The 18,410-nt window shown below is 72.2% G+C and carries 16 protein-coding genes; 2 read left to right on the forward strand and 14 right to left on the reverse strand.

All coding sequences use genetic code 11. The features are described from left to right. Nucleotides 1-22: 22 nt before the first annotated feature. From HCJ92_RS00715 to HCJ92_RS00750, 8 genes are read right to left on the reverse strand one after another with little or no spacing between them, the layout of a single operon-like run. Entirely contained in the window at nucleotides 23-2,674 is a 2,652-nt protein-coding gene (locus HCJ92_RS00715; RefSeq protein ID WP_167931373.1) for a glycoside hydrolase family 38 N-terminal domain-containing protein, read from the reverse strand. Next, nucleotides 2,667-3,860, reverse strand: coding sequence for a Gfo/Idh/MocA family protein (locus HCJ92_RS00720; RefSeq protein WP_338053945.1), 1,194 nt, complete (start codon nucleotides 3,858-3,860; stop codon nucleotides 2,667-2,669). Before HCJ92_RS00720 ends, HCJ92_RS00715 begins: the two co-directional genes overlap by 8 nt. Further along, on the reverse strand, nucleotides 3,857-4,747 hold the full coding sequence (locus tag HCJ92_RS00725; protein WP_209310536.1) for a TIM barrel protein: 891 nt from the start codon (nucleotides 4,745-4,747) through the stop codon (nucleotides 3,857-3,859). The genes HCJ92_RS00720 and HCJ92_RS00725 overlap by 4 nt, the downstream gene beginning before the upstream one ends. Beyond that, entirely contained in the window at nucleotides 4,738-5,964 is a 1,227-nt protein-coding gene (locus tag HCJ92_RS00730) for a CehA/McbA family metallohydrolase (RefSeq protein ID WP_167931374.1), read from the reverse strand. Before HCJ92_RS00730 ends, HCJ92_RS00725 begins: the two co-directional genes overlap by 10 nt. Continuing rightward, complete coding sequence (locus HCJ92_RS00735) at nucleotides 5,961-7,082, reverse strand: ABC transporter ATP-binding protein (protein ID WP_167931375.1); 1,122 nt, start codon at nucleotides 7,080-7,082, stop codon at nucleotides 5,961-5,963. The genes HCJ92_RS00730 and HCJ92_RS00735 overlap by 4 nt, the downstream gene beginning before the upstream one ends. Further along, nucleotides 7,082-8,041 carry a carbohydrate ABC transporter permease gene (locus tag HCJ92_RS00740; protein ID WP_167931376.1) on the reverse strand — a complete coding sequence of 320 codons (960 nt, stop codon included), beginning with the start codon at nucleotides 8,039-8,041 and terminating at the stop codon, nucleotides 7,082-7,084. The genes HCJ92_RS00735 and HCJ92_RS00740 overlap by 1 nt, the downstream gene beginning before the upstream one ends. Continuing rightward, on the reverse strand, nucleotides 8,038-8,973 hold the full coding sequence (locus HCJ92_RS00745) for a carbohydrate ABC transporter permease (RefSeq protein WP_338053946.1): 936 nt from the start codon (nucleotides 8,971-8,973) through the stop codon (nucleotides 8,038-8,040). The genes HCJ92_RS00740 and HCJ92_RS00745 overlap by 4 nt, the downstream gene beginning before the upstream one ends. 19 nt (nucleotides 8,974-8,992) lie before the next feature. Then, nucleotides 8,993-10,381: an extracellular solute-binding protein gene (locus HCJ92_RS00750; protein ID WP_245240429.1), complete on the reverse strand. Its 1,389-nt coding sequence runs from the start codon at nucleotides 10,379-10,381 to the stop codon at nucleotides 8,993-8,995. A gap of 115 nt (nucleotides 10,382-10,496) precedes the next feature. Here HCJ92_RS00750 and HCJ92_RS00755 point away from each other — a divergent pair, with 115 nt between their 5' ends. Beyond that, nucleotides 10,497-11,252, forward strand: a complete 756-nt coding sequence (locus tag HCJ92_RS00755; RefSeq protein ID WP_167931377.1) for a GntR family transcriptional regulator — start codon at nucleotides 10,497-10,499, stop codon at nucleotides 11,250-11,252. A gap of 259 nt (nucleotides 11,253-11,511) precedes the next feature. Here HCJ92_RS00755 and HCJ92_RS00760 read toward each other — a convergent pair whose 3' ends face one another. Genes HCJ92_RS00760 through HCJ92_RS00785 form a run of 6 tightly spaced genes read right to left on the reverse strand, consistent with a single transcriptional unit; the run spans nucleotide 11,512 to nucleotide 17,236 of the window. Beyond that, complete coding sequence (locus HCJ92_RS00760; protein WP_167931378.1) at nucleotides 11,512-11,859, reverse strand: cation:proton antiporter; 348 nt, start codon at nucleotides 11,857-11,859, stop codon at nucleotides 11,512-11,514. Further along, nucleotides 11,856-12,113: an MrpF/PhaF family protein gene (locus HCJ92_RS00765; RefSeq protein ID WP_167931379.1), complete on the reverse strand. Its 258-nt coding sequence runs from the start codon at nucleotides 12,111-12,113 to the stop codon at nucleotides 11,856-11,858. Before HCJ92_RS00765 ends, HCJ92_RS00760 begins: the two co-directional genes overlap by 4 nt. After that, on the reverse strand, nucleotides 12,110-12,469 hold the full coding sequence (locus tag HCJ92_RS00770; RefSeq protein WP_167931380.1) for a Na+/H+ antiporter subunit E: 360 nt from the start codon (nucleotides 12,467-12,469) through the stop codon (nucleotides 12,110-12,112). The genes HCJ92_RS00765 and HCJ92_RS00770 overlap by 4 nt, the downstream gene beginning before the upstream one ends. Next, on the reverse strand, nucleotides 12,466-13,989 hold the full coding sequence (locus HCJ92_RS00775) for a monovalent cation/H+ antiporter subunit D family protein (protein ID WP_167931381.1): 1,524 nt from the start codon (nucleotides 13,987-13,989) through the stop codon (nucleotides 12,466-12,468). The genes HCJ92_RS00770 and HCJ92_RS00775 overlap by 4 nt, the downstream gene beginning before the upstream one ends. After that, nucleotides 13,986-14,399: a sodium:proton antiporter gene (locus HCJ92_RS00780; protein ID WP_167931382.1), complete on the reverse strand. Its 414-nt coding sequence runs from the start codon at nucleotides 14,397-14,399 to the stop codon at nucleotides 13,986-13,988. The genes HCJ92_RS00775 and HCJ92_RS00780 overlap by 4 nt, the downstream gene beginning before the upstream one ends. Beyond that, a complete protein-coding gene (locus HCJ92_RS00785; protein WP_167931383.1) occupies nucleotides 14,396-17,236 on the reverse strand; it encodes a DUF4040 family protein in 2,841 nt (946 codons plus the stop codon). Before HCJ92_RS00785 ends, HCJ92_RS00780 begins: the two co-directional genes overlap by 4 nt. A gap of 515 nt (nucleotides 17,237-17,751) precedes the next feature. Between HCJ92_RS00785 and HCJ92_RS00790 the strand changes: the two genes are divergently transcribed. Then, on the forward strand, nucleotides 17,752-18,384 hold the full coding sequence (locus tag HCJ92_RS00790) for a hypothetical protein (protein WP_245240430.1): 633 nt from the start codon (nucleotides 17,752-17,754) through the stop codon (nucleotides 18,382-18,384). Nucleotides 18,385-18,410: the final 26 nt, after the last annotated feature.

The raw sequence follows: 18,410 nt of genomic DNA on the forward strand, positions 1-18,410 counted from the left end.
TCCGACGCCGGCTCCGGCACGTTCACCGGGCCAGCTGCACGGTCGCGATCTCCCACGCGCCGACCGGGACGGTCAGCACGCCGTCCTCGACGGTCAGTTCCTCTCCCGGGCGACCCAGCAGGTCCGCGCTGCGTGCGCGGCCGAAGTCGCCGGCGATGCGCGCGCGGGTGGCCGAGCCGCCCTCGGCGACGAACCGCACCTCGGTCCACCCCTCGTCACGGGCGCGGACCGCGGTCAGCGCCACGCCGTGACCGGTGACCGACAGGCCGGTGACGGGCTCCGGCAGTCGCCCGCCGCGCGGCCCGCGACCGGGAACCCCGTACAGGCCGTGCCGGAACTCCTCCGCGGAGCGCAGCACGTCGCCGTCCTGCCAGTCGCCCGCGTACGGTGCCACCGCGAGGGTCACCGTCCGGCCGCCGCGCACCTGCGCGCCGGGAGTCGGTACCTGCGGGCCGGCCGGCTCGTCGCGGTACACATGGCGGTTGCGGGAGATGCTCCCCACTGCTCGCAGCAGCGTCAGCGCCAACTCGTCCCCTCCATCGATGAGTTCGTACTCGCTGTATTCCTCCAGCAGCACGGCCAGCCCGCCCGCCGCGACGAAGCCGGCGGCCGGGAACGTCGCGACCGGCTCCTCGCCGCCCCCGCCCTCGGCGGTGAGACCGCGCTCCACGACGGCGAACTGTCCCTCCGCGAACGAGGAGAGCGCCCGTCGCGGCAGCGGGAGCCGCAGCCGCAGCCTGTGGTCCTCGCAGCGGTTGTCGAACTCCACGGTCAGCCGAACGAACCGCTCACCGGCCCGCAGCTCCACCTCGGTGGCCACCGTGACCGGCTCGGTCCGCGCCGTGCGCCCACCGGTCGCGAAGTCGCCCGCCGCCGGCCAGCGGTAGTCGCGCTCGATCCGCAGCGCCGAGGTCAGCGGCGACCGGCGAACCGCCGAGACCCGGACCTCGTCGGGGTCGCCCACGACCACGTCCGCCTGCGGCGGCGCGTAGTTGTAGGTGTCGCCCAGGTCCCCGCCGTCCTCCAGCGCGCCCACTCCGGCGGTGCGGACGCCGTCGGCGTCGAGCGTGAGGGTGCCGTCGGCCGCGACCTCGACCCGGAGCAGCCCGTTGTCGAGCGTCCGGCCGTCGGCGCGCACGTCGTGCGGCGGCAGCGCCGGCACGGCACCGGCCGCGGGCGCGCGCACCGCGGTGTGGCCCAGCGGCGGCACCTCCACCCAGACCGGCACCTCCTCCTCGGGCAGCGCCAGGATCCGCACCCGGAGCTCGTCCGCCGGCCAGTCGCCACCGCGCCGCGTCAGGGCCTCGCGCACCTCGGAGACGTCGAACGGCAGCGAGGTGTGGCGGGCGACGCGGAAGGTCAGGGTGTCGCCGGTGAGGTCCCAGGCGGTGATGTGCCGCCCGTAGAGCTCGGTACCGTGCACCCGTGCCAGCGCCACCGCGCCGGGGACGCGGTCGTCCGCCAGGATCTCGCCGCCGTCCCGCTCCGCCGCCACCATGACCACGCCGGAACGCGGGTGCGGGGAGGGGTTGACCACCAGCAGCGCGTCCTGCGGCACCTGCGCCGCCAGCCGCCGCCCGATCATGTCGCAGACCGCCTGGCCGAGTTGCTCGGCCTCCGCCATCCGCGCGCCGACCTGGACGGCCGTCTCGTCGCAGCCGCACCCGGTGACCGAGTCGTGGCCGGAGACGGCGATGAGCCGCTGCCACGCCATGTCGAGGAAGCGCTGCTCGCTGCCGTCGCCGTACAGCGCGGCCAGCGGCTCGGCGTACCGCTCGACGGCCCGCTCCGCGTGGCTCATCGCCCGCTTCAGCTGCGGCCGGACCGAGTTCACCCCCGGGAGGATGTTGGCGCGGGCGTGGGAGCGCAGCTCGCCGTGGACGGCAGGCAGGCCGTCCACCGACTCCGGCAGCTCCGCGAAGAACGCGGCCAGCGTCTCCAACCGCGTCGGGACACCGGTGCGGGCGGACGCCGCGGCCAGCTGGTCCGGGGCCTCCGGCGCGGGCGCGGTGTGGTCCGAGCCGAGCATCCCCAGCAGCGGGGCGGTGGTGCCGGGCAGCGCCCAGGGCGTCATCCGCTCCGACAGCTCCGCGACGCGTTCAGCCACCGAGTCGGCGTCGGCGAGCAGCCCGGCCGCGTTGCCGTACCCGCCCGCCGCGAGGTAGCGGGTCCGCACGGCGGTGCCGTCCGGCGCCGTCCACGCGAACGAGTCGGTGGTGACCGAGGTCGGCACCCCGCGGTGGACGCACGCGTGGTGCAGCCCCGCGCGGCGCAGGATCTGCGGCATCTGCGCGATGTGGCCGAACATGTCCGGCAGGTAGCCGACGGGCATGACGCCGCCAAGCTCCGTGGAACGGCGGATTCCGCGTTCCAGGTTGCGGACGATCTGCTCACCCGAGCAGAGGAACTCGTCCATCAGGATGTCCCACGGTCCGATCGCCAGCCGGCCGTCCCGCACCAGGGAGACCACCCGCTCCCTCGCCTCGGGCCGTACCTCCAGGTAGTCGTCGACGGCGGCGAGTTGACCGTCCAGGGTGAACCTGTGGCGGTCGTCCTGCTCCATCGTTTCCAGCAACTCGTCGAGCAGGCCGACCAGCTGCAGGCGGAATCGCTGGAACGGCAGGTACCACTCCCGGTCCCAGTGGGTGTGCGGAACGATGACGAGATCACGCATGGGCTGCTTCCCCGGTCAGTGCGTAGCCGTGCGCGGCGGCGAGCCGCGCGACGGCCTGTTGGGCGAAGGTGATGTCGGCGGCGGCCTCGTTGACGCCGGACAGCGGGGGCGTGCCCCGGGTGGCCAGCTCGTGGAACGCCAGGAGCTCGGCCTCGAAACCCCCGGTGGGGGAGGTGTGGACGGTGCGGTGCTCGCTCTCGTCGCAACCACCGCTCACGGTGAGCGTGGTGGGGACGTTCAGCCGGTACGGCGAGGGGAACACCAGCTCCGAGGAGCCGGTCCCGTGGTGCACCGCCACCGTCTCCCGGTACGCCGGGTAGTCCGGTTGGTACAGCCAGCGGATGCCGAACCGGCCGCCGTGGGCCAGGGTGCCCGACAGCTCGGCCGAGGGCGGGTCGCCCTCGCCGGCGGAGGGCGCACGCCACAGTGCGGCGTGGTCCACGCCGGCCGGGGCTCCCGCCAACAGCCTGATCAGCGACAGCTCGTGGCAGACACTGTTCATCGTGATGCCGTAGAGGGTGCGCACCTCCGGCGACGCGTCCGCGCCGACCGCGGCGGTCAGCGGCAGTTGCTGCGCGGTGGCCAGCGCCGCGAGGACCGCCGGGTCCACGTCCCCCGGAGGGGCGGGCAGCCGGGCGAAGGCCAGCTGCGCCTCGGCCGAGGGGTGGAGCACCGTGACGTCGATGCTGTGCACCGCCTCCGGGCCGCCGACCTCCGCCAGCAGCGCCGCGAGCCGCCGAGTCGCCGGGTCGTACTGCTTCATGTAGCCGACCATCAGCCGGTCGGCGAGCCCCGCGTCGGGGCCGTCCGCGGCGAGCAGTCCGGCCAGCTCGCCGTGGGCGTAGCCGAGCGGCTTCTCCGCCAGCACGGTGTGGCCGCGCCGCAGCGCGTCCACCGCGTCCGGGACGTGCGAGCCGGAGGTCAGCAGCAGTACCGCGTCGAAGCCCCCGTGGTCCAGCATCGCGCCGACCTCGGTGAACCGCCGCTCCGCGGGCACGCCGTGGCGCTCGCCGGTGCTGCGCAGCCGACCGGGGGAGAGGTCGGCGAGCGCGGTGACGGCGAAGCGGTCGGCAAGCCGTTCCAACAGCGGCAGGTGGACGGTCTGCGCGACGGTGCCGAGCCCCGCGACCGCGACCCGCACCACCTCGGGCCGGACACCGCCGGCCGGTGCGGACGGGGCGGTCACAGGCCGGCCTTCCGCAGCGCCGCGCGGTTGGTGCACTGGTCCGCGAGGAGCGACGCGGGCGCGCGGCCGTTGGCCGGCGCGTCCTGTTCGACGACGACCCAGCCCGTGTAGTCGATCTCGCGCAGCACGGCGACGGTGTCGGCCGGGTCGAGGTCGCCCTCGCCGAGCACGGAGAACCCGCCCTCGGCGACGAGCCGGTCGAAGTCCAGCCCGGCCTCTCGACAGCGCTCGGTCAGGGCGCGGGAGCCGTCCTTGATGTGGACCTGTTTGACACGGGGCGCCCAGCGGCGGAGCGCCGACAGCGGTTCCCCACCGGCCAGGTAGAGGTGCCCGGTGTCCAGGCAGAGGGAGACGTCGGTGGCGTCCAGGAGCCGGTCCACCTCGGCCTCGCTCTCCACCAGGGTCCCCAGGTGGTGGTGGTACACGGCCTCCAGGCCGCGGTCCCGGCAGCGGTCGGCGGTGGCCTGGAGCCGCCGAGCGAAGCCACTCCGGTCCTCGATGCCGCCCAGCGCCAGGCCGGGGCGGGCGAACCGCACCGGATCGGCGGGCAGCGAGAGGGTGGGGCGCGGCGCGAACCTCGGGTCGTCCACCTCGACGGCGGTGAAGACGTCGAGGGCGGCGTCGAGTCCGGCGAGGTCCTCCCGCCAGCCGTCCTCGTCGGTGAACCGCAGGTCCACCCAGCCGCCGGCGAGGTGCAGCCCGGTCTCGGCGAGGCGCGCGCGCAGCGTGTCGCCGGTGCCGAGGTAGCCGATCGGGCCGGAGTCGACGCCCGCGTACCCGGCGTCGGCCAGCGCGGCGAGGAGTTCGGGGGCGGTGAACGGCGCGCTGTCCGGCTGGTAGATGCCGAAGTTGACGGGGGCGTTGGCCACCCGGATGGTCACTGACACAGTGCGATCACCTCGTTCTCGTAGGTCTCCAGACGGTGGGGACCGGTTCCGGCAGCCACGGTGGCGCGGTCGCCGCGGACCACGGCGCGGGTCCCGTCGGGGCGGACGAGGACGAGGCCGTCCGCGTCGCGCGCGAGCAGTTCGGTGCCGTAGCGCAGCAGGAGCGGTGCGCGCGGGCCCGCGGAGACCGCGGTGCGTCCGGCCGCCAGCGCCGCGACCACCGCGGCGGGTGAGGGGTCCTCGGCCAGCACCCAGGTGGTGGGCGCCCCCGGGGTCTTGCCCTCCCCGGGGCGGTGGAAGTCGCTGCCGCCCAGGGCGACGGTGTCCGTGCGCCAGGCGCGCGCCCAGGACAGCGGCGCGCCCCACCGGCGATCCGTCCAGCTGGAATGCCACAGCTCGGCGTGGCGGGGCCGGTCCTCGACGGGCAGGCGCCACGCGCAGTCCCCGCTGAGCGGGTGGTTGACCGACATCACCCCTCCGCCTTCCCGCGCGGCGCGGTACCAGTCGTCGGCCGGTCGGCGGAAGTCGACGAAGCCGGTGTCGCCGAAGACGTTGGCGTGCCCGTCGTCGCGGGTGACCTCCTGTCCCGGGACCAGCTCGATGCCGTGCCGGGCACCGGCCGCGGGGAGGTGGGGGTGGTGGCTGGTGGTGTTGTGGTCGGTGACGGCCAGGAAGTCCAGCCCCTCGCCCGCGGCGAGCGAGGCCAGTTCGTCGATGGTGAGCGAGCCGTCGCTGTGCACGGTGTGGGCGTGGAGGTCCCCGGCGTACCAGCGGAGCCCGCCACCCTCGGCGCGCAGTTCGGGCAGGTCCCGCCGGGGCGGACGTTCCCGGGCGGGGGGTGCGGGCCGCGGTGCCGGTTCCGGCGGCGCCGCGCCGTGGGTGGTGACCCGGACCGTGTACTCCAGCCCCTCCGGGGGGACCCGGTGGAGTCGCAGCAGGACCTGCCAGGTGCCGGGTTCCGGTGCTCCGGGCAGGTAGCCGGGGGTCGCCCAGCGCTCCGCGACGGTGAAACGGTCGCGGGCCCCGCCGGACCAGCCCCGGTAGCCGTCGGCGCCCTCGCAGCCGAGGTCGAGCACGCCCTGAGCGCGGTCGTACTCCAACTCGACCGTCACGCGCGCGGCTCCGGGAGCCACCTCGAAGGGCAGCTCCCGGAGGATCGCGTCGAGCCGGTCCGTCAGGGACCAGCGCCCGCGGTGCACGGCGACCTCGCGGTTCACGTCGCGCCCGTGGCCCGCGCCCCGGCGGTGAGCCCGGTCGGGTCGGCCCCCGCGGTGACCAGTTCCCCGTCGCGGTAGACCAGCGCCCGGTCCTGACGGGGGACGGCGAAGCCGCGGTCACCGAGGGCCACCGGGGTGTCCTCGTCCACCACCAGCTGGACGAAGCCCGCCGGGCCCTCCAACGTCACCAGCTGGGCGTGGCCCAGGTTCTCCACGACGCGCACCTCGCCGGTCAGCGAGCCGGGGACGGCGGTGGGCGAGTGGACCAGGTACTCGGGCCGGATGCCGTAGACGACCTTCTCGCCGTCGACGAGCCGGCCGGCCGGCTCCGGGGGCGTCGGCAGCAGCTCGCCGCCGACCTCGATCCCGCGCGACCGGACCACACCGTCGAGAAGGTTCATCGGCGTGGAGCCGATGAACGACGCCACGAAGGTGTTGGCCGGCCGGCGGAACACCTCGCTGGGCGTGCCGAGCTGCCGGATGCGGCCGCTCTCCATGACGGCGATGCGGTCCGCGAGGGCCAGCGCCTCCGCCTGGTCGTGGGTGACGAAGACCGTGGTGACGCCCAACTCCCGTTGGAGCCGCTTCAGGAAGGTGCGCGCCTCCAGCCGCATCCTCGCGTCCAGGTTGGACAGCGGCTCGTCGAAGAGGAAGACCCGCGGATGGCAGGCCATGGCGCGCGCCAGCGCCACCCGCTGCTGCTGACCGCCGGAGAGCTGCCCGGGGCGGCGCTCCAGGTAGTCGGCCAGCCCCAGCTCGCCCGCGGTCGCCGCAGCCTTCTCGGTGCGCTTGCCGCGGGCGACCTTCTTGATGCGCAGCGGGTAGGCGACGTTCTCGGCGACCGTCATGTGGGGGAAGAGGGCGTAGTCCTGGAAGACCATCGCCACGTCACGGCTGCCCGGCGGGGTACGGGTGACGTCCACGTCGCCGATGCGCAGGCTGCCGCCGGAGGACTCCTCCAGCCCGGCGATGGTGCGCAGCAGGGTGGTCTTGCCGCACCCGGAGGGGCCGAGCAGCGCGAAGAACTCACCGTCCTCGACGGTGAGGTCGATCTCGTCCAGGGCGCGTACCCCGCCCGGGTAGACCTTGGTGAGCCGGTCCATCGTGATGGCTGCCATCAGCGCTTGATACCTCCGTGGAAACGGAATCCGTAACGGGAACTGACGAACAGGAACATCAGGATCACCGGGACGGAGTAGAGCAGGGAGAAGGTCGAGATCAGGGCCAGGTTGGCCTGCCCGCCCTCGGTGTAGAACGTGTACATCACGACGGCGGCCGGGTACTGGTCCGGCGAGCGCAGCAGCAGGAACGGGATGAGGAAGTTGCCCCACACCTGCGCCACCGACCACACGCCGATGGTGGCCAGCCCCGGGCGGACCACCGGCACGACGATGTCCCGCATGATCTGGAAGGGCGAGGCGCCGAAGACCCGCGCGGACTCCTCGTAGGACCGCGGGGTGCCGTCCATGAAGTCCTTGAGGATGAAGATGGCGCTGGGCAGCAGCCCGCCGCTGAGGACCAGGATGACCCCGAGCTGGGAGTCGATCAGGCGCAGCTCGGTCGCGAGGTTGAACAGCGGGACCATCGCCGCGGTGCCGGTCACGATCGACGACAGCAGCAGCAGGACGTACAGCAGCATGTCGCGGCCCGGCAGCCGGACCCGGCTGAGCGCGTAGGCGGCGAGCGCGGCGAAGGTCACCACCAGCAGACCGGTACCACCGGCCAGGATGACCGAGTTGCCCAGCGACCGCATCGCGTACGGGTTGTCCCACAGGACCTGGAAGTTCTGGAGGGTGAACTCCGGCAGCGACGCCGACAGGCCGGGGTTGGCGTCGAACGGCGCGACGGCCAGCCACAGCAGCGGCAGCGAGAAGAACGCCAGCACCAGGCTGACGAAGGTGTAGAAGCCGATCTGGGCGACCGTCCTGCGGGCACCCTCGCGGCCCGCCGCCCGCTGCGCCTCGCGGCGGCGGTGCTCGGTGTCGGAGGGCGGCGGACCGGCCGGGGCGGTCGCTACGGCGACCGGAGCGGCGTCCGAGGCGCTGGGGACGGCGGCGTGGTCGGGGGGAGGGGTCATGCGCTCGCGTCCTTCCGCTGCCTGAGCAGTCGCATGTAGACCAGTGCGATCACCAGGTTGATCAGCAGCATCAAGACCGAGATCGCCGCGCCGAAGCCCAGCTCACCGCTCTCCAGGGCGATCCGGTAGATGAAGACCGGCATGATCTCGGTGCGGTTCTCCGGGCCGCCGGCCGTCAGGAGGAACGGTGTGAAGTCGTTGAACGTCCACAGGCTGATCAGCAGGAGATTGGTCAGCACATGGCCCTTGATCCGGGGGAAGACCACGTCGCGCAGCTGCTGGAACGTGCCCGCGCCGGCGAGGCGCGCGGTCTCCAGGTGCGACGGCGGCACGTTCCCCAGCGCCGCCGCGTAGAGCATCATCGAGAAGGCGGCGCCCTTCCAGATGTTGAAGACGATGATCGAGGCCATCGGGTACTCGAGCAGCCACGCGGTGCCCGGGGTGTTCAGCAGCGCGTTGAGCGTCCCGCCGTCCCGGTCGAGCAGCGCGATCCACAGGAAGGTGATGACGGAGCTGGGCAGAATCCACGCCAGCAGGACCAGTGCCTCCACCGTGCGGCGCAGCGCGCCCACCCGGTTGCGCATCAACCACGCGATGGCGAAACCCAGCACCGCCTGGCCGAGTACGGCCGATCCCAGCACGAACTGGAGCGTCAGCACGAGGGAGTTGGAGAACCGGTCGTCGCCGAGCGCCCGGTCGTAGTTCTCCAGGCCGACCACCTGCGGGTTCGCCGCGGCGAACCCGGTCAACTGGTAGTCGGTCAGCCCGAGGTACACCGTCCACAGCGCCGGGAAGAGCAGGAACGCCACGATCAGCAGCATCGCCGGGGCGACGAACCCCGCCGCCCGGCGACGGCCGAGCCCCGCCGCGTCCGAGCCGCCCGTGCGCCCGGCGGGGGCGCCCGCGAGCGGGCGCCCCTTCGATCCGTTCACCGACGTGCCGGAGTCGGAATCAGTTGCTGATGTTGCCGGCACCGCCGACGACCCCTTCCAGCTTCTCGCGGTACGAGGCCGCGACGTCCTCGGCGCTGCTTCCCGAGACCACCGAGGCGGTGGCCTCCTGGAGCAGGGTGGAGACCCGGGTGTACTCCGCCAGGCCGGGCCGGTAGGCGGTGATCGGCAGCACCTCGTCGGCGACGAAGGTGAGCATCGGGTCGTCCTTGAGGACGTCGGCGTTGGTGTCGGTACGGGCCGTGATGCGGGCCTCGCCCTCCAGCAGCGCCTTCAGCGCCTCGTCGGAGTTCATGAAGGTGAGCAGCTCGAAGGCCAGCTCCGGGTTGTCGGTCTCCGGGTTGACGACACGCGCCGAACCGCCGGACATCGAGGCGAAGTCCTGGCCGTGGATGCCCTTGCCGGGCTCGATCGCGGGGATCTTGGCGTAGCCGACGACCTCGTCGCGGTCCTCCATCGGCGCGATGCCGAGCTCGGGGTGGACCACGGAACGCCAGAAGTAGTCGCCCTCCAACAGGATGCCGATGCGGCCGTCGGCGAACTGCTCGAAGGACTTGTCCCGCCCCTGCGCCTCCTGCTGGAGCAGCGGGTCGCCGAGCCCGTCGGCGAAGATCTTCTCGTAGAGGCCGAGGGTCTCTGTGACGGCGTCGGACTCGCCGCGCCACTTGCCCTTGTCCCAGATGTGCTCGCCCGCGCCCGCCAGCAGCGGCAGGAAGCCCTGCATGGTGGTGGCCTCACCCATCGCCGTACCGGCGTTGAGCTGGACCGGGGTCACCCCGTCGATGCCACCGAGGGCCTCGGCCGCCTCGACCAGTTCGTCCCAGCCGGCCGGCTGCCACTCGCGGTCCAGCCCGGCCTGCTCGAAGAGGTCCTTGTTGTAGTACAGCACTCGGCCGTCGGTACCGGCGGGGATGCCGTACCGCTCGTTCTCGAAGGAGCCGAGCTTCTGCACGGCCTCCGGGATCTGGTCCCAGCCCTCCCAGAAGTCCGCCTGGGTGACGACCTCGGTGAGCGGCTTGATGTAGCCGGCCTGCGCGAACTCACCGATCCAGATGCCGTCGAGGGTCATGATGTCCGGGCCGGAACCGCCCTGGAGGTCCAGCGCCAGCTTGGTCTTGTACTGCTCGTCGTCCACGCCACTGGCGTCGAAGGAGACGGAGACGTCGACGTCGTCCTGTTCCTTCTTCTGGTCGACGAAGTTGGGTATGACCCACTCCTCGATCCACTTCGCCTCTTGCTCGTTCTTTCCGCCGGCGATGGCGTTCGCGGAGATGACCAGGCTGTCGGTGTCGGAGCCGGAGCCGCCACCGGAGCCGCACGCGGTGAGGGTGAGCGAGACGGCCGCGGCTGCGCCGGTCATCGCCACAGCACGTCTGGTGAACACAGTCATGTGGGGGTTCTCCTTGGTGAAGCGTTTCGCGAGAGTTTCACAGCGACGCGGCGACGTAAAGACCTGATGTCCTAACATCTGGACAACACGGTTCCGACGAGAGGGAGTCACCGCTATGACGAGGCACGACACATCCGCGCTCGGGCTCAGCGTCGACCGAGCCAGCCCGGTCCCCCTCTACTTCCAGCTCTCCCAGAAGTTGGAAGAGGCGATCGAACAGGGCAGGCTGCCACCTGGCTCGTTACTGGGCAACGAGATCGAACTGGCCACCCGGCTGGGCCTGTCGCGGCCTACGGTACGCCAGGCGATACAACTACTTGTCGAGAAGGGGTTGTTGCTCAGGCGTCGGGGAGTGGGCACCCAGGTCGTCCACAGCAGGATACGAAGATCGCTCGAACTCAGCAGCCTCTACGAGGACTTGGAAGCCGCAGGTCAGCGGCCCGCGACGCGCGTGCTTCGCCTGGAGGAGGTCGCCGCGCCCCCCGAGGTCGCCGCCGCGCTCAACCTCGCCGAGGGGGCGCGGGTGCACCACGTGGAGCGACTGCGCCTCACCCACGGTGAGCCGATCGCCCGGCTCTGCAACTACCTGCCCGACGACGTGATCCGGCCGCGCCGGGCCGATCTGGCGGCGACCGGGCTCTACCGGCTGCTGCGCGACGCCGGGGTGGTGCTCCACAGCGCCGGGCAGCGCATCGGTGCCCGCGCCGCGACCGCCGCGGAGGGCGAACTGCTCGACGAGGACGACGGGGCGCCGCTACTGACGATGGAGCGGACCGCCTACGACGAGACCGGCCGCGCGGTGGAGTACGGCTCCCACCTCTACCGGGCGTCGCGCCACAGCTTCGAACTGCGGCTGCTGGTGCGCCGCTGACGCCTCCCTCCGACCCGAGGACATGCGGGCAACGCGCCCGGCCGTCGACCCCGGCACCGCGATCAGCGCGCGGCGCCGGCGCTCCGCACGCTCAGAGCGTGTGTGAGACTCCACGCCGGGCCCGCGACGCCGGCTACGGCCATCTGCTGCGTTGTCGGGAACATCCGAATACAACCCGGTGTGAGGGTGCCCCTCCGCCTTGCAGCTGACCGCATCTGGCGCCGCGAGCCGATCCGACGTGGGGTCTCAAACACGCTGCTCAGCCGTGGCCGGGCCGCTCGCCCGGCTCCAACGCGGCCGTGTCCGTTCCGTCGGCGAAAGCGTGCCCGGAGAGAACCGCCGCCCGGGCCAGCGTCATCCCACCGACGGCCGATGTCGCCAGTTGCAGTACGACGGCGATGAAGAGCTTCGCCAGGTCGGAAACCGTCGGAGAGGTCAGGACGGACCCGCCGACCACCAGCACCACCCCGACACCGGCGGCGGTGGCGACGGCGGAGGTCCGCATGTACGGGTCGCGCAGCCGCAGCAGTCCGACCCCGGCAGCCACGAAGACGAGGCCGCCAAGCACGGCCATCGCTTGGCCGAGCACATCGAGGAAGGCGGTCATCGTGCCCCCCGGGTGAGTGCACGGGCGAGAGAGACGGCGGCGAGGAACGCCACCAGCGTGGCGACGAGCACCAGGTCCATCGTGGCGCCGCTGCCCAGTCGTGTCCCCACCGCGGCGATCAACCCGATCACGGCGAACGACAGTAGATCGGCCGCGATCGCGCGGTCCGCCGGCGTGGGGCCGCGCACGATGCGGTACGCCGCGATGAGCGCCGCCGCTCCGCAGCAGGCAGCGGCGAAGTCGATACCGGTCATGACCGTCCCTTCCAGGTGAAGGCGTGGAGCATCCGCTTCTCCATGTCGCGGAGGTCGGCCAGCGCCGACGCCGCGTCCGGGTGGTACATCGAATGGACCGCCAGGTGTCTCGCACCGTTCCCGCCGCGTGTCACGCCGAGCGTCAGCGTCCCGGGAGTCAGGGTGATCAACGAGGCGATCAGGGTGACGTGTCCGTCGAGCTCCGACTCCAGTGGCATGTCGACGACCCGCGGTCGGGAGCGGCGCCCGGTGGTCAGGACGTCGCGCAGCACGGCGTACGAGGACTTCACGACCTCGGCGGCGAACCACAGGGAGAACGCCACGAGGCGGAGGGGGAGAGAGAACAGCGGGGTCATCCGAGCACCGCCTGGACGTAGGGGGCCGTGTCGATCAGGCCGGCGGCGGCTGTCGACGCCAGCGAGAGCAGGAGCTCGGCGCCCAGGCCGAGGAAGAGGGTGACGCCGGCCAGTGCCAGCGCGGGCAGGGAACCGAGGATCCCCACGCGCGGGATCTCGGTCCGCTCACGGACCGACACCCCGGCGCCGCCGCCTGCGCCGCCCGTGTCCTCGCCCGTGTCCTCGCGCGAGACGAAGACCGCGTTCCAGATCTTCAGCATGGACAACAGGGTCACCAGGCTCACCACGATGGCGACCACGGCAGCGGCGACCTGTCCGGCGTCGAGTGCCGCCAGGATCAGCGTCAGTTTCGCGACGAACCCGGAGAAGGGCGGAAGTCCCGCCAGCGAGAGCGCGGCCATCAGGAAGGCCGCCGCGAGGAGCGGCTCACGCCGCGCGAAGCCCCTGAGCCGGTCCAGCCGTCCTTCACCCGCCCGCACCTCGATGGCACCGGTGGAGAGGAAGAGGGACGCCTTCACGACCATGTGGTGAAGCAGGTAGAAGATGCCCGCGGCCAGGCCGGCGGGCGTGAACAGGGCCACGCCCAACAGGATGTACCCGATCTGACTGACCATGTGGAACGCGAGGATCGAACGCATCGTGTCCTCGCCCACGGCCCCGAGCACACCGACGGCCATGGTGGCGCTGAAAACCACCACGCCGATCCACAGGTACCGCTGGTCGCCCTCGAACACCACGGCGTACACGCGGTAGATCGCGTAGATCGCGACCTTGGTGTGCAGGCCGGAGAAGAGAGCCGTCACAGCGGGGGAGGTGGATGGATAGGCGCGGGCCAGCCATCCGTGGGTCGGCACCACCGCGGCTTTCATGCCAAGGGCGAACAGACAGACGGCCGTGGCCGCCGCGACCAGCGGTGAGGAGCGCGCCGCACCCGCGAGCTCGGCGAGGTTGACGGTCCCCGCGGTGCCGTATACGAAGGCGACGCCGGCGAGGAAGACCGTCGAGACGAACAGGTTGAAGGTGACGTACAGCCGGGAGCCGACGACGGAGCCCAACGTTCCCCGGCCGCGCCTCGCCAGGATCAGGAGCCCGTACGACGGCAGCAGCATGACCTCGATGAAGACGAACATGTTGAAGATGTCCGCGGTCAGCAGCGCACCGTTCACCCCCGCGGTGAGCGTCAGTACCAAGGGAGCGAACAACCGCACCGCGCCGAGGCCGGTGTTGAGAGCGAACGCTGAGCAGACCAGGGTCAGCAGACCGGTCACCACCAGCATCAGTGCCGAGAGCGTGTCACCGACGAACGGGATGGAGATTCCCCCGGGCCAGCCGCCGACGCCGTGGGCGAGGACACCGCCGGACCGGGTCGTCACGACGAGCCACAGCGCCCCGGAGAGGTTGAGTGACAGCGCCGCGATCAGCACCACGGACGGCCAGCGCGCGCCCTGGCGCGCGAGCGCGGTGAGTCCGGCCGCCGCCAGGGGAAGCCCCACCAGCAGCGGGAGCAGGGTCGGGCTCATGCGCGGCTCTCCTCGTCGGTGGAGCGGGGTGCGGCCCCGGTGCGGCCGTCCGTGTTCGGGGCGTCCGTCTCCGCTGCGTCCGGAGCCGCGGCCTCTCCGTCCCCCTCGGCCTGCGCTTCCTCGTCGGCACGCCCGGTCACGGCCAGGACCAGCATGTAAACGGTGATCGCGAAGGCGATGACGATCGCGGTCAGCACGAACGCCTGCGGCAGCGCGTCAGCCGTCACGGCCGGGTCCGGCTCGCTCCCCAGCGGTTCCGTGCGGCGCAGGATGCCCCCCGAGCTGAACAGCAGCAGGTTCACCGCGTGCCCGAGGAGTACGAAGCCGATGACGACCCGGAGGAACGTGCGGTCCAGCATCAAGTAGGCGGCCCCGGCAACCAGGGCGCCCACGGACAGGGCGAGCATCATCGCTGTGCCTCCTCGGTTGCGCGGCTGTCGTGGTCCGCGCGGACGGAAGCCGCCGCGGATGCGCCGGCGGTCGGACGCGGCGGTGGGTGCGAACCGGCGCGGGCACGGCCGCGCGGCCCGTCGTCCAGGGGAGGCATCCCCAGGAGGTTGATCGCGGCCAGGATCACGCCGAACACCGCAAGGTAGACACCCAGGTCGAAGACGAGAGCCGTGGTCAGGTGCACGCCGAGCAGGTCCGCGTGGAGAGGACGCAGGAACGATCCGTCCGCGAGCCCCAGGACACCGCTGCCGACGGCGACGAGGATGCCGGTGCCGGTGATCGACAGATAGGGCAGGCGCAGTGGTGCGGCGCGGTCGGAGACCGCGGCCAGGTACAGCAACGCAAGCGCGGACGCACCCAGCAGGGCGGCGATGAGACCGCCGCCTGGCGCGTTGTGTCCCCGCCACAGGGCGTAGAGCGAGCCCAGAACCATCAGAGGCACCAGCGGGCGCGCCAGCGACCGGAGGAACACCGTGTTCAACGCCGGGTCCGAGAGTGGGCCCGGCAGGGGGGCGGCCACCTCCCCACCGACCGGGGACCGGGCGGTGAGCAGCGCGGTCATCGCGAGAGCCGCGATGCCCAGCACGACCAGCTCGCCCAGCGTGTCCAGAGCTCTGAAGTCCACGAGGATGGTGTTGACCACATTGGTGCCTCCAGTCTCTTCCTCGGCCAGGTCGAGGAAGAACTCCCCGGCCGAGGACAGCGGCCGACCACCGGTCAGCGCCAGTGTGCCGACGGTCGCGACGCATCCGGCTGCGACCGCGACGACTCCGCCGGTGAGACGGCCTCGTGCGCTGCGCCGCCGGAACGTGGCGGGGAGCCGCCGCAGCACCAGCACCATGACGACCACCGTGAGGATCTCCACCAGCAGTTGTGTCAGAGCCACGTCCGCCGCGCCGAGGGAGTAGTACCACAGTGCGACGGTGAATCCGACGATCCCCGCGGCGATCACCGCGCCGAGCCGGGTACGCGAGGCGATCGCCGCTGCCACACCCACCACGATCAGCAGTGTCAGCCCGATGTCCGCCACGGCCGCGCCCCCGTCGGCGCTCCAGCTGCCGACGGTCAGCCCGGCGGCGAGCAGGCCGCCCCCCGCGATCACGGTCAGCGGCACCGCCAGGTGTGCGGCGGGCAGATCCGTCCGGGTGAGGTCACCGACGCGACGACCGCCGGCGATCGTCGCCGTTTGCGTGCGCGTGACCGCGGCGACGCCCGTGAAGGGGAAGAGCGGACGGTCCAACGCGGAGTCCACCCGGGAGCGCTGCCACACGGCGACCGCGCCTCCTCCGACGGCGACCGCAGACAGCAGCAGCGCGAGGTTCACGCCGTGCCACAGCGACAGCGGGTACAAGTCGCCCACCGCCGTACCGGTGGCGTTCGCCGCGGCGGGCAGTACCACCGGGTCGAGGAAACCGACCAGGAGTCCGCCCACGGCGCCGGCCACCGCGGTGACGCCGACCGCCACCGCCATGGAGACCGTGCCGCGGGCAGGTTTCAGCTCCATCGGCCGTCCTGGCAGCGTTCGAACCACCACACGCGCGCTGTAGGCGACCGTCCCGACGCTCGCAGCCGTCGCCGCCAGGGCGATCACCAGTCCCACCGCGGCCCCGGCCGGCGAGTGGGCCATTGCGTCGAGCACCAGCTCCTTGCTGGCAAAGCCGAGCAGCGGTGGCAGCCCCGCCATGCCCGCCACACCCAGGACGGCCATTGCGGAGGTCCACGGCATGGCCCGCGCCAGCCCCTGCAACTCGCGGATGTCCCGTGTACCGGCGCGCTTCTCGACGAGGCCGACGTACATGAAACCGGAAGACTTGAAGAGCGCGTGCGCCACCACGTGGAGCGAAGCCGCGGTCAGGGCCTCCGGTGTGCCGACGCCGATCACCGCGACGAGCAGTCCCAGCTGGCTGACGGTCGAGTAGGCGAACAACTCCTTCAGGTCGGTTCGCTGGAGGGCGAACACCGCGCCCATGATCGCGGTCACCAGGCCGATGGTCACCAGAACCACCGGCCACACCCAGGTGGCGGAAGCAGCCTCGGAGAACCGCATCAGCAGGTAGATGCCCGCCTTCACCATCGCCGCCGCGTGCAGGTAGGCGCTCACCGGCGCCGGCGCGACCATGGCGTCCGGGAGCCATGCGTGGAAGGGGAACTGCGCCGACTTCGTCATCGCCGCGAGGGCCACCAGCGCAGCCACGACCCCCGCGAAGACCGGGTCGTCCTGCCACACCTGGTCGTTGAGCACAGCGGTCAACTCGGTGGTGCCGGTGCGGACGACGAGCGCGGTCACCGCGCCGAGCAGCGCGAGGCCACCACCTGCCGTCACCAGCAGGGTTCGGCCCGCCGGGGCCGCCGCGTCGGGAGACGACCGCAGAATCAGGAGGTAGGAACAGAGCGTCGTGAGTTCCCACGCCACGAACAGCACCACGATGTCGTCCGCGAGGACGAGGGCGAGCATCGCGAAGGCGAAGAACGCCATCAACAGGTAGAAGCCCGGCGCTCGATCCTTCACGTAGGCGGCGGAGTAGAGCATCACCACGGCGCCGACGCCGAGTACCACCATCGCGAAGAGAAAGGACAGGCCGTCGAGTTGCAGCCGGAGTGAGATGTCCGCCGTCGGGATCCACTCCACCGCGGCGGTCAGGGCACCCTCCGCGGGCCGCAGCGCGAACAGCGCCGCGGTGAGCGACGCCAGTGCCGCTCCGACGAACCAGCCGGCCCGGCCGCCGAGGGGGCGGGCCACCGCGGGAGCGAGTGCGGCCAGCGTCCCCGACGCGGCGAGAAGGAGCACGAGTGTCATGCCTGGCACCGTCCCCGGTTCGACGCGGAGTACTCGCACGTGGCCGCCCCGACAGCGGGGGCACAGGAGTGAGGATCAGCGGCTGTACAGGGCCCGGGGGCACCGACGTCCAGCGGGCGGCGCAGGGCGGAACAGGGAGGCACGAGCGGCCCTTTCGCGGTCGACAAAAGACGTCGCCGACCAGGCTTCCCGGCACACCATTTCGGACACCCTAGCCCATGTGGCCTCACGGCCAGGGGTGACCCATCTCATGGTGTGTGACCGGCCTCGACGGGAAGGCGATGGGGTTTCCCGCAGGTTAGCGGCCCGTGGCGCCACACTTCCACCACTCGGCCGTGCGCGGACCCGAGGAGATGCGTGTGCGGTGACCGTCGAAAAACGGCCGACCGACACCTTGTGCACCGCCGCCCTGCCCAGCACGTCACAGCCCTGTCACCAACAGGTCCCGTTCCCGCCCGATCGGTGGTGGCAACCGCGCTACCTGGCATATAAACGGTAGGAGCCATGACAGGGGGATGGGACACATGGGGGAGTTCTTCACGGCCGCGCTCACGTATCCGGCCGTCGTCTTCACGTTCCCGCTGCTCGTCGTCGTCGCGTACTGGCTGATCGCCGCCGTCACCGGCCTCGCGGGCGACCTCTTCGACGGCGGTGACACCGCGGAGGGGGGCTCCGCGGACACCGCCGGCGTCACCGGCGCGCTCAGCGCGCTGGGCCTGGGCGGCGTCCCCGTCACCGTCGTGCTCTCGCTGGTCGTCGCCATCGCATGGTTCACCGCACTGGTCGGCACCGTGCTCCTCGACGGCGTCCTGCTCCGCACCGTCGCCCTGCTGGTGGCGCTCTACGCCGGCTGGCAGGCCACCTGGCTGCTCGCCCGCCCGCTGCGCCGCGCCCTGCGCACCACCTCGGCATCCCGCAACGCCGACCTGGTGGGCCAGGTGTGCGAGGTGCGGGTGGGCTGCGCCCCGGGCCGCTTCGGGCAGGGGCTCGTGCCCCTCCCCGGCGGCGGCACCGCCCTCATCGACATCCGCAGTGAGGAACCCGAACCGGTCCCGGCCGGGAGCCACGCCCTCATCTACGACTACGACGCGGCGGAGGACTTCTACCGCGTCGCCCCGGCCGGTGCCGCCGCCGACCCGCTCGGCTGAGCGCACCGCCACCCACCGGTCCCGGC

The sequence above is a fragment of the Streptomyces spiramenti genome (assembly GCF_012034385.1).
Taxonomy (GTDB): domain Bacteria; phylum Actinomycetota; class Actinomycetes; order Streptomycetales; family Streptomycetaceae; genus Streptomyces; species Streptomyces spiramenti.

Bases quoted from the DNA above. Each gene is read 5' to 3' on its own strand.
- HCJ92_RS00715 (WP_167931373.1), bottom strand. From the start codon at position 2,674: ATGCGTGATCTCGTCATCGTTCCGCACACCCACTGGGACCGGGAGTGG.
- HCJ92_RS00735 (WP_167931375.1), bottom strand. From the start codon at position 7,082: ATGGCAGCCATCACGATGGACCGGCTCACCAAGGTCTACCCGGGCGGG.
- HCJ92_RS00740 (WP_167931376.1), bottom strand. From the start codon at position 8,041: ATGACCCCTCCCCCCGACCACGCCGCCGTCCCCAGCGCCTCGGACGCC.
- HCJ92_RS00750 (WP_245240429.1), bottom strand. From the start codon at position 10,381: ATGACTGTGTTCACCAGACGTGCTGTGGCGATGACCGGCGCAGCCGCG.
- HCJ92_RS00755 (WP_167931377.1), top strand. From the start codon at position 10,497: ATGACGAGGCACGACACATCCGCGCTCGGGCTCAGCGTCGACCGAGCC.
- HCJ92_RS00760 (WP_167931378.1), bottom strand. From the start codon at position 11,859: ATGACCGCCTTCCTCGATGTGCTCGGCCAAGCGATGGCCGTGCTTGGC.
- HCJ92_RS00765 (WP_167931379.1), bottom strand. From the start codon at position 12,113: ATGACCGGTATCGACTTCGCCGCTGCCTGCTGCGGAGCGGCGGCGCTC.
- HCJ92_RS00770 (WP_167931380.1), bottom strand. From the start codon at position 12,469: ATGACCCCGCTGTTCTCTCTCCCCCTCCGCCTCGTGGCGTTCTCCCTG.
- HCJ92_RS00775 (WP_167931381.1), bottom strand. From the start codon at position 13,989: ATGAGCCCGACCCTGCTCCCGCTGCTGGTGGGGCTTCCCCTGGCGGCG.
- HCJ92_RS00780 (WP_167931382.1), bottom strand. From the start codon at position 14,399: ATGATGCTCGCCCTGTCCGTGGGCGCCCTGGTTGCCGGGGCCGCCTAC.
- HCJ92_RS00785 (WP_167931383.1), bottom strand. From the start codon at position 17,236: ATGACACTCGTGCTCCTTCTCGCCGCGTCGGGGACGCTGGCCGCACTC.
- HCJ92_RS00790 (WP_245240430.1), top strand. From the start codon at position 17,752: ATGGGACACATGGGGGAGTTCTTCACGGCCGCGCTCACGTATCCGGCC.